At 39.5% G+C, this 14,922-nt stretch carries 10 protein-coding genes; all 10 read right to left on the bottom strand.

Annotated features, from left to right (window positions below):
- Nucleotides 1-42 precede the first annotated feature (42 nt).
- On the bottom strand, nucleotides 43-792 hold the full coding sequence (locus tag AC0N32_RS14820) for a hypothetical protein (protein WP_476394632.1): 750 nt from the start codon (nucleotides 790-792) through the stop codon (nucleotides 43-45).
- 77 nt (nucleotides 793-869) lie between these two features.
- Nucleotides 870-1,304, bottom strand: a complete 435-nt coding sequence (locus AC0N32_RS14815; protein WP_476394631.1) for a toxin-antitoxin system YwqK family antitoxin — start codon at nucleotides 1,302-1,304, stop codon at nucleotides 870-872.
- Nucleotides 1,305-1,371: 67 nt separating this feature from the next.
- Nucleotides 1,372-2,568 (bottom strand): glycine C-acetyltransferase, encoded by a 1,197-nt coding sequence (gene kbl, locus AC0N32_RS14810; protein ID WP_476394630.1) that lies wholly within the window; start codon nucleotides 2,566-2,568, stop codon nucleotides 1,372-1,374.
- A 104-nt stretch (nucleotides 2,569-2,672) separates the two neighbouring features.
- Nucleotides 2,673-3,575, bottom strand: a complete 903-nt coding sequence (locus AC0N32_RS14805; RefSeq protein WP_476394629.1) for a T9SS type A sorting domain-containing protein — start codon at nucleotides 3,573-3,575, stop codon at nucleotides 2,673-2,675.
- Nucleotides 3,576-3,713: 138 nt separating this feature from the next.
- Nucleotides 3,714-5,633, bottom strand: a complete 1,920-nt coding sequence (locus AC0N32_RS14800) for a M1 family metallopeptidase (protein ID WP_476394628.1) — start codon at nucleotides 5,631-5,633, stop codon at nucleotides 3,714-3,716.
- 85 nt (nucleotides 5,634-5,718) lie between these two features.
- The gene (gene dacB / locus AC0N32_RS14795; RefSeq protein ID WP_476394627.1) at nucleotides 5,719-7,191 is read right to left on the bottom strand and encodes a D-alanyl-D-alanine carboxypeptidase/D-alanyl-D-alanine endopeptidase; all 1,473 of its coding nucleotides are present in this window, start codon (nucleotides 7,189-7,191) and stop codon (nucleotides 5,719-5,721) included.
- A gap of 160 nt (nucleotides 7,192-7,351) precedes the next feature.
- On the bottom strand, nucleotides 7,352-9,799 hold the full coding sequence (priA, locus tag AC0N32_RS14790) for a replication restart helicase PriA (RefSeq protein WP_476394626.1): 2,448 nt from the start codon (nucleotides 9,797-9,799) through the stop codon (nucleotides 7,352-7,354).
- A gap of 949 nt (nucleotides 9,800-10,748) precedes the next feature.
- Nucleotides 10,749-11,657 carry an AEC family transporter gene (locus tag AC0N32_RS14785; protein WP_476394625.1) on the bottom strand — a complete coding sequence of 303 codons (909 nt, stop codon included), beginning with the start codon at nucleotides 11,655-11,657 and terminating at the stop codon, nucleotides 10,749-10,751.
- A gap of 74 nt (nucleotides 11,658-11,731) precedes the next feature.
- Nucleotides 11,732-14,215, bottom strand: coding sequence for a beta-mannosidase (locus AC0N32_RS14780; RefSeq protein ID WP_476394624.1), 2,484 nt, complete (start codon nucleotides 14,213-14,215; stop codon nucleotides 11,732-11,734).
- Entirely contained in the window at nucleotides 14,215-14,592 is a 378-nt protein-coding gene (locus AC0N32_RS14775; protein WP_476394623.1) for a GxxExxY protein, read from the bottom strand. The genes AC0N32_RS14780 and AC0N32_RS14775 overlap by 1 nt, the downstream gene beginning before the upstream one ends.
- Nucleotides 14,593-14,922: the final 330 nt, after the last annotated feature.

The following is a 14,922-nucleotide window of genomic DNA, read 5'->3' as shown; positions in this document are numbered from 1 at the left end:
AAGATGATTCACGGTATAATAAAAAAGAAAGCTGTTAAGGTTCTAAAATTTAAAAATAAACTTTATATCTGCATTGACTAAAAGCCGCAAACCGCTTTGTTCCCTATCCATTTCCGGCAGAAAAGGCAGTACATCGATCGGCTCATCAGAAAGCGTCTTTCCTTCAACATTGTGATATGAAATACTTCTGTGCGCAATTCCCAATCCTACTTTAGGCATGAAACCGAACCACGATGAGCTGCGGCCTAATAAGATACTGTAGTTGATGGTCAATGCTTTCCGTCTTCTTTTAAAATCGGCTGCCGTATAATTGTAATATTGTCCGGCCGTGTCGTAATATCCGTCATCCGCCCGTTCTGACCTGTGATTCAGATAAGAAATTTCCGCGGAAATAAAATGTTTCAGTCTGGATTGGGGATTCAGGCTATAATACAATTCCGGTTTTATTTCAAAAACTTTGAAATCGCCTTCAAATCCGAGGTTATAGGGAGTCATCCCTTTTTGTCCGTAGGCTACCTCTGCCCCGATCCACCATCTTTTATTCAGTTTATGCATATATCCGACGTTCCATCGCTGATCGCGTAATGGGGCAAGGCCGCTTATGGTAATGATGGAGTGATCTCTTTCCTTCTTTTGTCCGTATGATTGTGACGATTGCAGGTGATCCTGTTGTTGTTGTTGTTGTTGTTGTTGTTGTTGTTGTTGTTGTGTTGGTACCTCTTCAGGTTTTTCCTGGGCAGCGATCCGTATTGCCAATGCCAATGCGGTACAAAGTAAAATTTGTAGTCTCATGAATATTATAACAGTTTTAGATTGCTAAAATATAATATTTAGCAATACCACAAAATATTTTTTTTAAGAGCTAAAATTTAGCGGACCATTGAAATACTGTCTGTTTTCTGTCCCTGATGATATACCTTGATATACAGAAGTTTGCCATTTTCATTATAATATTTCCAGGGACCGTCATAAAACCAATGTCTTTCCCGGTCTGATATTTCCAGTTTTGACTTTCCTTTTTCCATAATTCTGCCATTCGGAAAATATCTTTTGGTTTTGGTGATGTCTTTTCTGATAACATCTTTCTGGTATTTTAGCCCATTGAAGGTCATCTTCCACACGCCCACTTTTTCGCCCATTTTATATTTTCCGGTAGCGTGAATTGTCCCTTCATCTGCAGAATATTCTTCGTTCCATCTGCCGTCTCGCTTGCTTACTTTCTTTTCATCTGTAACATACTGATTGGTCTTTGTTTTACAGGAAACCAATATTAAAAAGATCAGTAAAAAGGATAATTTTTGCATAAAAAAACAGAATTTCTGTAAAAATAGAAATTCTGTTTTTATTCTACAAGTGTAGAGTTGTTTATTTTTAAGAAATTACTGCTAATTCTTTTCCTACTTTTTCAAAAGCAGCAATGGCTTTATCCAGGTGTTCTCTTGTATGTGCTGCAGAAAGCTGAACCCGTATCCTTGCTTTCCCTTTCGGAACCACAGGATAGAAAAATCCGATTACATAAATTCCTTCATCCATCAGCTTTTCAGCCATTTTCTGAGCCAAAGGCGCATCATAAAGCATGACAGGAACTATCGCCGCATCACCATCAGGAATATCAAAACCTCTGGTTTTCATCTCTGTTCTGAAATATGCTGCATTTTCCATGACCTGATCACGAAGAGAAGTATCCTCGGAAATCATATCCAGCACTTTCAACGCTGCCCCGACAATTCCTGGAGCCAGTGAATTTGAGAATAAATAAGGTCTGGAACGCTGTCTCAACATATCGATGATCTCTTTTTTACCGGAAGTAAAACCTCCTAAAGCACCCCCTAAAGCTTTACCTAATGTAGAAGTAATAATATCTACTCTTCCCATCACATCGTTTGCCTCATGTGTTCCACGTCCTGTTTTCCCGATGAAACCTGTTGCATGCGAGTCGTCAACCATTACCAATGCATCATATTTATCTGCTAAATCACAAACACCTTTCAGATCGGCAACGATTCCGTCCATAGAGAAAACACCATCCGTCACAATAATTTTAAACCTGTGATTTTTCTCTGAAGCTGCGATCAACTGAGCTTCCAGGTCTTCCATATTATTGTTTTTATAACGGTATCTTGCTGCTTTACAAAGACGTACTCCGTCGATAATAGATGCGTGGTTCAATTCATCAGAAATAATGGCATCTTCTTCTGTAAATAACGGTTCAAAAACACCTCCGTTGGCATCAAAACAGGCAGCGTATAAAATGGTGTCTTCAAGACCTAAAAAGTCGGCAATTTTTTGCTCCAATTGTTTATGAATATCCTGAGTTCCGCAGATAAAACGAACCGAAGACATTCCGTAGCCGTGAGATGCTATCATATCCTGAGAAGCTTTCATTACCTCCGGATTGTTGGATAATCCCAGATAATTGTTGGCACAGAAGTTCAGGAGTTTTTTCCCGTTGGCTTCTATTTCCGCACTTTGCTGAGAAGTAATGATTCTTTCTCTTTTATAAAGTCCTTCGTTTTCAATATTTTGCAGTTCGTTCTGTAGATTTTCAAGATATTTTTCAGAGATCATTTCTAATAATTTTTTAAGATTCGCTAATTTAATAAAAAAAGCCGTTTCATCATGATGAAACGGCTGTGTAATTTGTAATGCCTAAATGCTTAAGATCAGACATTTTACTTTTTAATGAATTTTTTCGTGAATTCAGATTTATCTGTTTTCACTTTAACGACATAATTTCCTGTAGTAAGTCCTGATACATCAACTTTTTCATCAGCATTAGAAATGGCTTTTACCAAACTACCCTTTGCGTCAAAAATGGAAACGGAAACAATTTTGGAATCAGTTTCTATATTTAGAATTTCTGTTACAGGATTTGGAAAAACCTTAATATTTTCTTTCTTCCCAACTTCATTTGTCGCCAAAGTACCAAGATTGGCAACAAGAATATTATCAACTTTAAATCCTGTTCCGAAATCATCATAAACAAAGTCGATTGTATGTGCATTTTTATAGGTACCCAAGGCTCCGCTGTAAATCTGAGTTCCATCCACCCAATACTGTAATATATTGGTGGACTTTTTAATTCCAATCTTAATATTATACCATTGATTAGGATTTAGTACAGGACCATCAACAAGTGTAGTGCCCGTTCTATAACTCATCGTACCGGTTTCATAATCAATCTTTAATCTTGCGGTGTAATAATAATCTACATTGTCATTATAGACCGCAATTTCATAATCCGAGCCATCCAAGCCATCAAATCTGTAATCAAATGAGATTTCTACATCATCGCCGGTTACAAGACTTGAAATATTTTTTTCAATGCCACACAGATCTAAAATATCTCCTTCACTTAGCATTGTAAATGAGTTTACTCCATCTGTAGCATTGGAAGCAGCCACTGTAGGATTAGTAAGAGGAATCCCTCCCCAAGCAGTCCAGCCTTGCTGACCACCAAGACTTCCGACAGTATAACCTTCCGACGCTTCAAAAGAAATTTTCGAAGTTTGCGCACTGACCGACAGTACACCCAATGACATAAATGTCCCTAAATAAAATAGAATTTTTTTCATAAAAATGTAATTTAGTTGTGGACAAGTTATGAAAAAAATTCTTAAAACCTTACATCAATGTTAATTTTTTTAACAAAATTAGGAAAAACAAAAAAAACCTTCAGAGATCCGAAGGTTTAAATTATTATTTTTACAGAATTACTTTTTTAAAAACTTCACATTCTTATCATTCATTTTGAAAATATAGGTTCCCGGAACCAGCTCTGAAATTCCGATCGGCTTTTCGGGCTGATAGGTTCCTTTTTTCACCAGCTTACCATCTATGAAATAAATCGTAAAATCTGTCGGTTTATTAATTCCTTTAAGATTTATTTCATTTCTGGCAGGATTTGGGTATAGGGCAAATTCGTCTTTAATAAGATCGGAAGTTGCCAGTGAATTATCCTGGGCAACGGTAGAATTTTTCTCGAGAATCTGGTAATCATAATTAAACTCTAAACTTGATACAGGAAAGCTGACGCTCTCTGTAAAATACTGGTTGTTTGAAGTATTGTTTAAAGCAAAATAAGCGATCTGTCCTCCTGTTCCGTTTACTTTCACTGGTAAAGGCATTTCAAAAAAGCTTACGGTCGGGCTGCTTTGCGTTTGGGAAGCTTTAATCGTAAGCGTACTTCCGGTTTGTTTCCAGCGAATATTATACGTCGGATATCCCTGTCCGTAGATCCAGTCATTGAAAAATTCTGTAAAATCCTGTCCGGTAGAAGTCAGCAGCGAAGCATTGAAATCCTGGGTTCTCACATAATTATATGCCAGCGCAGGTCTCGCATGATATTCTTTAAGAGCCTGATAGAAAGCATTATCTCCTAAAATCCACTTCAGCATTCTCAGGACATACGCTCCTTTTCCGTAAGAAAGCCTTCCATTAAATATCATGCTCACATTTTGTAAATTAGAATCATCTACATACACACTTCCTCCTGGCGCACTGGTAATATAATCCTTTTGGCCTAAAAGATAATTCCTGAATTCATTATTGTTCATTAAAAGCTTTTCATTGGCGAGATGTTCCCCGAAAGTAGCGAAACCTTCGTTCAGCCAGATATCATTCCAGGCGCCACAGGTTACTTTATCGCCAAACCACTGATGGGCAAGCTCGTGTGCAATCAAACTTCTGCCCCACGATCCCAATGAGGACATGGTCTGGTGCTCCATTCCGCCGCCGGCCTGAAATTCCATGTGCCCGTATTTTTCATTTCTGAAAGGGTAAGGGCCGAAATAGGTTTCAAAAGTATTCATTACCGTTTTTGTCCATTCGATATTACTCATACTGGTGCTGTTGGAAGCTGTGGAAGGAAAGACATAATTCACAAAAGGAAAAGGCGGGTTCCCCATCGTATCGTTCAGCTTTACAAAATTGGTGACTGAAAGCGCAATAAGATAGGCAGCGGTAGGATACTGCGTTCTCCAGAATGTACGTTTCTGGCCGTTACCGAGCGTTGTCTCAGACATCATCTTTCCGTTGGCCGCCACACTGTATTGAGAAGGCGTCGTAACTTTGATATCGAATCTTTCAATTTTATCATTTAAACTTTGTTTTGTCGGAAACCAATCCTGTGCGCCGTAAGGTTCACTTAAGGTTGACAAAACAAACGTTCCGCTTTGTGTTCCATTAAAAAAAGCGTCGTTCATGGCAGACGGCTGTCCCGAATAATTGATGGTAAGTGAGTCCACAACATTTGCCGAAATGGAAGATGCGAAATCAATCTTAACTTCTTTGGTAGCCAACTGCTGAAAATTGAGGGAATTACCATGATACAAAACCTGCGAAACCGTCATCTCATCGTCCAGATCAAAATAAATGCTGCTCATATTCTGATTAGGCTTAAAATGTGACGTTACGGATCCCGAAATATTGTATACAGCAGGATCTATAGAAACATCCATCCTCTGATATTGCAGATCGTAATTAAGCGTATTCGGGTTGGTGTTTCCGACCTCCATTTTATTGGCAAAAGACTTCATTTCCTTTGCAATCAGACCTTTTTTTTCAAGGTTGTCATTCTGAGCATAAGCCTGCACCGCAAGCAAGCTCAATACCAAAAAATAAAATTTTCTCATATATAACAGAAATTGTATCAAAGATATAAAAAAACCTTTCAATCATTGATCGAAAGGTTTTTATCTTAATTAAATTTTAATAATTTTATAAATCTAAAGCAGGTTCAAGAATTTTTTCCATTCTTTTCTTCACCATATCCACTGATCCTGAATAATTGTTGACCATCAGGGAGAAAACCAAAGTTTTTCCGGTATTTGTTTTCATATATCCTGCTAAAGTTTTTACTTTGTTTAAAGTTCCTGTTTTAGCAAAAACCTGTCCGTTTCCGGCACCGTTAAACATTCTCTTCAATGTTCCAGACTGTCCTCCTACCGGTAAAGAATTGAGATATGTTTTGTAAAACTTTTCATCCATTAAGGAAGTCAGAAACTTTGCCTGGGCAATCGGTGTTACATTATTACTTCTGGAAAGTCCGCTTCCGTCGATATAATTTAAACCCATCATATCAAAACCCTCATTTTTAAGGTGTTCCGTTACCACCTTTCTTCCCGACTCGGTCGTCTGATCACCCAGGCTCTGGAATCCTACGGTTTTTAGAAGTGCTTCGGCCAGGCCGTTGTCACTATGCTGGTTGGTGTAGAAAATAATATCGCTTAATGTTGGTGATTTATAAACCGAAATCATTTTTCTAATTTCAGGATTGGCATCTGTCATTTTAGGAGTTACTTTTCCGGTAACAGGAATTCCTGTTTTTACCAGTGTCGTTCTGAAGGTATTGGCGAGATAAGCAGGAGCATCGGGTAATTTTGTAGTTAAAATAGGATCTCCTTCATATTTATCGGCATATACCATTTGATGGTTATACGGAGAAACATAGAAGAATTTCTTTTCTGCGGAAAGGTTACTTGATTTTTTAACGATCAGTTTTTCATTTGCAGGATTGATCTCACGCGTGGTACCGGCAGGAAGATAATAATTATTGTTTTCCAGCCAAACAACATTTTCCGGAAGCTTTGAAATATTGCCTTTGAAAAGCGCTGTCTGGATAATAATATCACCATTTACCTTTTTGATTCCTTCGCGGGAAAGTCCTTCTTTAAAATCTGAAACGATATCCCTGTACGCCCAGGCCCCGCCTTTATTGCTTCCCAGAGAAGGATCGCCGCTTCCTACAATATAAAGATTTCCATTAAGAACTCCATTTTCATCAATACTTCCCGAATATTCCAGCTGGGTATTCCAGCGGTAATTTTCACCCAGCAGGCTCATGGCTGTCTCGGTGGTTAATAATTTTGTTGTGGAAGCCGGAACCAGCGGAGTATTTTCATTATATGAAGAAATTACTTTCTTCGTCTTCGGGTCGTACACTACGAATCCCCAGGTTGCGTTTTTCAGCACCGGATCGGTCATCATCGTGTTTACATTAATGTCTACAAGTTCTTTGGCTGACAGGACCGTTTTTTCTACCATCGAGGTGATGGGAGAAGGTAAGTTTAAGCCGCTGTTCTGATTGTCGTAAGCCTGAGAATATAGCACTGTAGATACGGTAGACTGGGCAAGAAAAAATCCTGAAGCCAGCACCGCAACACCTGAAATATACTTTCTGAAATTTACCATCTATTTTTTCATTTTGCTATAGTTTGGATGAATTAAAAATCAATGGGTTAAATTGAAAATTAAACAGCCAAACATATAATCAACGATCAAATGTAGAAAATATTGCTAGAAGTAGATATGCCAGGGCCTTATAAAACCCTATAAAATTTGTTAAAAAATGTTAAAAATCAACAAAAACATCTTTTTTAATGCTTTGGTATGCAGTAATTTCGTCAAATTCTTTCAGACTTTCTAACACCAGCTTTTTATATTCATCATACTTTTTTCCTCTCGGAAGCTTGAGCATGATCTGAAACTGATACAGGTTATTGAGCCTTGCAATCTGTGCTTTTTCAGGACCCAGAACACAATCTTCAGGAAGATATTTTCTCAGAATCGAACCCAGGAACTGCGACGCCCTGTTGGCCTTATCTTCTTTCCTGTGTTTCAGCTCGATCATAATCAGCTTCGTAAAAGGCGGGTAATGGAATTTCTGGCGTTCAGTCAATATGTATTTATAGACTTTCGCAGGATTATTCATTTTAATCAATTGAAAAACGGAATGTTCAGGATTATAGGTCTGTATAATGATTTTCCCCGTTCCCGAAACTCGTCCCGCCCTACCGGAAACCTGCGTAATCAGCTGGTAGGCACGTTCTTCTGCCCTGAAATCCTGGACATACAGCAAAGAATCTGCTTTCGGGATGGCAACCAGTTCGATATGATTAAAATCCAAACCTTTGGAAATCATCTGTGTACCGACGACTATATCAGTCTCGAGGTCTTCTATTTTCTCATACAATTTTTCGTAGGCAAATTTTTTCCTCATGGAATCGACGTCCATGCGGTCAACTTCGTGTTCCGGAAAAAGCTTTGAGACTTCTTCGTGGATCTGCTCTACGCCTACCCCGCGTTCATTCAGGTTTTCGGAATAACATTTCGGACAGGTTTTCGGTTTGGAAGCCCGCTGCCCACAGTAGTGGCATTTCATTTCATTGGCGGCCTTGTGATACGTCATTACCACATCACAATTCGAGCAGTAATTCACATAGCCACAGGTTTCACACTCCACCACATTGGCATAACCACGGCGGTTGTGGAGGACGATAACCTGATTTTTCTCTTCCAAAACCTTTTTGATCTCATCAATGACCTGTAAAGAAAAGTTCCCGGAAACTTTTTTCGAATCCTGGGCCTCTTTAAAATTGATCAGTTCATATTCAGGGAGCTTTACCTTTCCAAAACGCTCTTCCAGATACACGTAAGCCATTTTATCCTTTCTTGCGTTGTAATAGCTTTCCACAGAAGGCGTTGCAGATCCTAAAATCACATTGGCGCCATAAAAGTTCCCTAAAACGAGGGCCGCATCTTTCGCATTAAAATAAGGGGAAACTTCCCGTGGCCGGTACGCCGAGTCGTGCTCTTCATCAACCACAATCAGTCCTAAATTTTGAAACGGTAAAAACAGTGCATTTCTTGTTGCGATCAGGATCCCGATATCATTCTGCCGGATTCTGCGCCATACTTCCACCCTCTCAAAATCGGTCAGTTTTTGGTGATAAAACCCCAGCCTACGTCCGTATTTTTTCTCCAGTCTCTGTGTAATCTGTTTCGTTAATGAAATTTCAGGTAACAAAAACAGCACATTTTTACCTTCGTTAATGCATTCTTCTATTTTCTCTAAATAAATATGGGTTTTCCCGGATGAAGTTACGCCATGGAGGAGCACATTTTTTCCCTCTTCAAAAGCCTCATCCACTTCTGTTTTTGCGGCATTCTGAGCCTCAGAAAGTTCTTCGATCTCTTCAATTTCACCTTCGTAGCTTTCCAGCCTGTCTTTCTGAACATAGTATTCTGCAACCAGATTTTTATCTGCCAATGCTTTAAAATGAGAACTTCCGAAATAGCCGTCTTCAAAAAGATCTGCTTTTTTAATGGCTGCATCCGGGTTCTCGGTCTGCAGTTCAAGGATTTGTAAAAAGAGTTCTTTTTGTTTTTTGGCTCTGCTGAGTTGCAGCAGAATATCGGTTAAATTCTGATTCTTTAAGACCTCATCATTAATACGGACATAGGCTACTTCCTTTGCTTTATATTTTTCTGCAATTTTTTCATCGATTTCTATGTACTGCAGATCAATCAGTGAATTGATGGTTTTGATGATCTCTTTTTTCGGGATAAAAGCTTCAATATCCGTTAAGTTGATGAGCTGCCGTACTTCCAGCGCCTGGATAAGATACATTTCATTGACATCCAGATTTTCAAAATCCACCGTGATATTGGGTTTCAGCTTTAAATATGTCTCACTTTCCAGTTTTAAGGATGACGGAAAGGCAAAACGGTAAATCTCACCAAGACCGCACAGATAGTAATCCGAGAGCCAGTTCCAAAATTTAATCTGCTCTTCGGGAACAATCGGTTTATCGTCCAGAATACTGATGACTTCTTTCGCTACAAAATTTTCCGGAAGCCTGTCGTGCAGTTCAAAGACAATTCCCGTGTAAATTTTCTTTCCTCCAAAAGGTACCAGGACGCGCATTCCAACTTCAATACTGGAAATCAGGTCTTCAGGAACTTTATAGGTGAAAGATCCTTTTAAATTTAATGGTAAAACAATCTGGGCGTAATTCAAGGGAAATATTTAAAGTGTAAAAATAAAATTTTCCTGAGAGAAGTGCAATTTTTAAGGGAGGTAAATGGGAGGATTTGTTGGGTATTTTTTTGAAGGAAGCTGACTTATTTTAAACGCTATGGTCGCAAAGGATTTTTTAAAAGATATCTGTATTTCGTTCGCAAGGGCGTTTCACTCAGCAAATGATAGCGACGTTAAATTAACGCATGCCTTTCGATGAACACGAAGTACAGAAAGATTTTTTTTATCAGAATGCGCATCAGTTTCACAAAGCCATTTCATTTATAGAAGCACTCAGAGATTTGCGGATAAAGGGGATATTTTTTTAACGCGGTGTTCGCAAAGAATTCAGTTGATAATTATACGCCTATTTTTCGGTCGCAAAGGCGTTTCACTCAGCAAATGAGCAGGGATTTGATTTTTAATGAATTATACATCCCATTACGATCTTTGATTATTTGTTGTAAACTTCCAAAATGTGATCCAAATTCTCCTTATGCGCCGGTTAATCTTGACATGAATCTGACGGTAATTATTTTTTTTAAGCGATTTAATGAAATCAAAGGAAAGTGAACATCTTTAAGGCTTTAGCGTAGTGAAAAAAATCCAGTTGATATTCAAAATTACAAGAAATATGCTTAAGCAACCGTGCTTCCAGTATCCTTCTTCCAGCCTTTCACGTACGGTTTGTAGCTCAACTCTACGTTAATCTTAACGCGAAATGCAAAATGAAAGTCTACTGCCCTAGCCCGGATAGGAACGGTTACCCCACAGCGGGGCTGGAGGGTTGGAGCGTAAAGGGGTTTGGGGTTGGAGTGTATCGGAAAGTGTCGGTGCGAGGAGTAAGAGTGGATAGCCGGATGAAGCTCCTTATAAATGAGAGGGTCTTGGAGTTGGTGAGTTTATGAGTTTTAAGCGTTTTTAGAATATTAGGGGTTTATCTGTAAGGTTAAAAGAAGAATTCCGTTATCTGGTACCAGACCGCGGAGGTGAAAATTCCGACGATGATGCTAAAGCCGATCGTTAAATTGGTGAGTTTGGTATTGAGCCGGAACTGTTCTGCGATGATGCTTGAGGTAACGACGGTGGGCATCGCTGCTTCAAACACAGTAATTTTTGCGATATCGCCTTTGATGCCGGCCAACAGTGCAAGGCCTAAAACCATTGCCGGAGCCAGGATTAGCTTGTAGAGCATGGAAACGGACATCTGGGGAATGAGTTTTTTCCAGCCGTTGAATTTCAGCTGAAGCCCTACGGAAAATAAAGCCAGCGGACTGACGGTCGCCGCCAGTTTGTCGAAAAAAGGTTCTGCCGGTGAAAAGTCGATCAACCTCGACAGCACCAATGCTGCAATACATCCGATGAGCGGCGGAAAGGTAACGAGCCTTTTCAGGACAAACTTGGCACTTACTTTCCCGGACCGGCTCCCTCCTTTTACCGCTGCGATAATGCCTAACGTCGAAAGGGCCAGAAACATGGTCTGGTCACAGATCACGGCAATGCTTAAAAGGTTTTCCCCGTAAAATGCGGCCACCAGCGGGAAACCGATAAAGGAAGTATTGCTGTAGCCGCTCACCAGTTCCAACGTGCTCTGCGAACGGCCGGAATAACCTTTATACCGGCTGTAAAATTTCATAAAGAAAAAGCAGACCACCGAAATCAGAAAGGTAGCGACAATAGGAAAAAGCATTTCGACCGTCCATTGTATTTTTGGAAGGTATTTAAACGAAACGGCCGGAAGCGCGAGATACAGGATCAAGGTGTTGATGCCTTTGTGGGCGTCGGGATGAATGGATTTTGTCGCCTTAAAGATCATTCCCGCGATGATGCAGACCGCAATCAGAATAAAATTGACCATTTTATTAATATTAATTTACTTGTCTAAACCTCATAGGTTTTTGGAAACCTATGAGGTTTGAATTTATCAGAATCCTACTCATTCATTGTATCCCAAAGGCTCATCGCCTCGACTTTTCCCAAAGGTTTGGAAAGGATAATCCTTTTAGAGGTATTGGGTAAAAGATCGAAGAAGTTATCGCTGAAATGGGTATCTCCCATAAGATAGACATCTTTTGCCAGGACATCGGTGGAGATTTCGATTTCAGTAGGGGAAATTTTTTTGACCTTAAGATTTGGTTTTGTAAGCTTTAAATCTTTTGGCTTTGCGAAGAAATAGTTGGTTTCGGCAATCACCTTTTCATCTTTGCCTCTTAAAATTATATTTAAAAACAATTCATTCTTATCAGCAATGCCAACCAGTTCTGCAACAGATAAAGGATTAAACTTAATTATTCCTTCTAAATTCTGTTTCTTATTTGAGACTGCCGTAAGAATATTTTCACCTTTAAAATTGTTGACTTCAAATTCTATGTTTACCTCCTGAATTTTACCTAATCCATCATTAATTCCATAAAAATTCAGTATCCCGTCTTTCTCCTCTGTTAACATGACTTGGTTTTCAAAGCTTCTTTTCACCTGATAATGCAATGCTTTCCAGTTGCCGAGGTAATCGATGGATGACCATGAAACGACCGGCCAGCAATCGTTCAGCTGCCAATACAAAGTACCCATATTGTAAGGTTTAGCCCGGCGGTGTGCTTCAATGGCAATCTGCATTCCGCGTGCCTGAAGCAGTTGGGAAACATAATTGTATTTCACAAAATCTTTTGGAACGATATAGTCCCGTTTCATATAATTCTCAATAATCTCCCAGCCTCTTGAATGTTTTTCGTGCGCTTTGATCACAGGATTTTGTAAACTTAGATCCGGATTTCCCGGGAACATCGATTTGGTGGTCTCCAGCGTCGGCATGCCCTGGAAGCCGTATTCCGAAGCGAAGCGCGGTATTTTTTCGTTAAAAATCTCAAACGGTTGCTCGCCCCACCAGACGCCCCAATAATGGGAATCGCCTTCCGTTAAACTTTCTTTATGTCCCCAGCCGATGGATGGTGAGCTCGGCCAGTAGATCTGTTTATCAGCCGTTGCATATTTTTTGATGGCCCCGGGGATCACCTCATGGAAAATGGTTCTGTAATCTTTCCAGACCTGCAGCGAATCGTCTTTTGAATAGTTGAACTGCTTTTGATAACCCCAATTGACGATGGCTTCATCAATTTCGTTGTTTCCGCACCAAAGAGCCAGTGAAGGGTGGTTCTGAAGCCTTTCGATCTGATCTTTGACTTCCAGTTCCACATTTTTCTGAAAGTTTTCGTCTGCGGGATAAAAGCTTCCGGCAAACATAAAATCCTGCCATACCAGGATGCCGTTTTCATCACAGGCTTTGTAAAATTCATCGTCTTCATAGATTCCGCCGCCCCAAATCCTAATCATATTCATGTGCGCTTCTTTGCAATCACGGATCAGCTTCCGGTACTTTTCTTTGGTTATTCGTGGTGAAAAGCTATCGCCGGGAATCCAGTTTGTCCCTTTGGCATACATAGGCTGACCGTTGACTTTAAAATAAAACGATTTTCCTTTGGCATCCTTATCCTGTACCAGTTCTACCGTTCTCAATCCGATCCGTTCTGTTTTCTCGCATATGAGTTTTGTCTCTTTTTGTATGCTGATTTTTATATTGTAGAGATTTGGTTCCCCCCATCCATTGGGCTGCCATAGCTTCGGATTCTGAATCTGATATGGAACTAAAATCGTATTGGGTCCCTGTTTCAGAGAAAAAGTATGCGCATTACCGTTCACCGCAACAGTGTACTTTCCGCCTTTCTCTGTAAAAATTTCGGTGTGGATGGCCAGCTCTGCTTTTTTATCAGTTATTTTAACCTGCTCGATCTTCACGGCTTTCAGTTTAGCCTGATTCCAGAAACTGAGTCTGACGTCTTTCCAGATTCCTGCTGTCACCAATCTCGGCCCCCAATCCCAACCAAACTGATACTGCGCTTTACGCACGAAGCTTCTCGGTGATTCCGGAAGGGTGAAAGGAATTTTTTTGGCTAATTCTTTTCCAACATTAACGGCTGATTTAAATTTCACATGAAGAATGTTTTCACCCTGTTTTACATAAGGTTTAACCGGAATGGTCCATTTCCTGAACATATTGTCCGTTTTCTTCAGCAGTTTTCCATTCAGATAAATTTCAGCAAAAGTATCCAGTCCGTCGAAAACCAGATCAATATGCTGGTTCTCCAGGTCTGTAGCAGAAACGGTAAACTGAGTCTGATAATCCCAATCTTCATTTTCTACCCATTGCACCTTTTTTTCGTTTTCGTCTTTGTAAGGATCGGGAATCATGTTGCTGTTCATCAGATCCAGATGAACGGTTCCCGGAACGGTAGCTGTCAACCACTTATTTTCTTTTGAATTTTTAAACTGCCAATTTCGGGAAGCCAAAGAGCGTTCCGAAGTCTGGCCGTTGATCAGAAGCTGAATGAAAAGAAAGGAAAAAAATAAAATTTTGTTCATTATAAATTGTTTACAACCCTGTGGATTCCATGTTTTATAAGTAATGTATTAAAATTAATCAAAAGTCCGAGTTTCATATGGGCTAATTTCAAATACGTTAACAATTGAGCCTGAAATATGAGATGTATTTCTAAAACCGATTTTATTTCAACAATTACTTTGCCTTCGATGACAAGATCTATTTTATAGGCATTTTCGATTATTACATCTTTGTATATAAGGGGTAAAGCAACCTGTTGTTGTACATCAAGGCCCAACTGTTTTAATTCATAAAGCAGGGCAATTTCATAAGTATTCTCTAACAGACCAACCCCTAAACTTCGGTGTACTTCCAGTGCGGCTCCAATAATTTTGTAAGATAATTCCTTTTCTGTCATATGTGTATTTTATTTAACGCAAAGGCTTATTTTCTCTGTGTATAAAGTAAGGAAGCAAAGAATAGATCAGCAAGCTGATCTGATGAAGCACAGCGCCTTATCCGTACGCTTCATCTGCGGCTTTGCCGCCTGCTTTGCCCGCTTAAAATATGCTGCCTCACAAATAAAACTTTGCGTTTAATTAATTTGCGGGTATTTTTCAAAATTACAAATTCCTTTAAATGGAAAATTCATTTCTGTCACACGCATGGTATTTTATTTAACGCAAAATTTTATTCTTTTTCATGTATAATTTGAGGAAGCAAAGAATGGATCAGCAAGCTGATCTGA

This window comes from Chryseobacterium endophyticum (genome assembly GCF_056333165.1).
The sequence above is the reverse complement of the archived record's forward strand: the minus strand, read 5'-3'. Positions and strand labels throughout refer to the sequence as shown.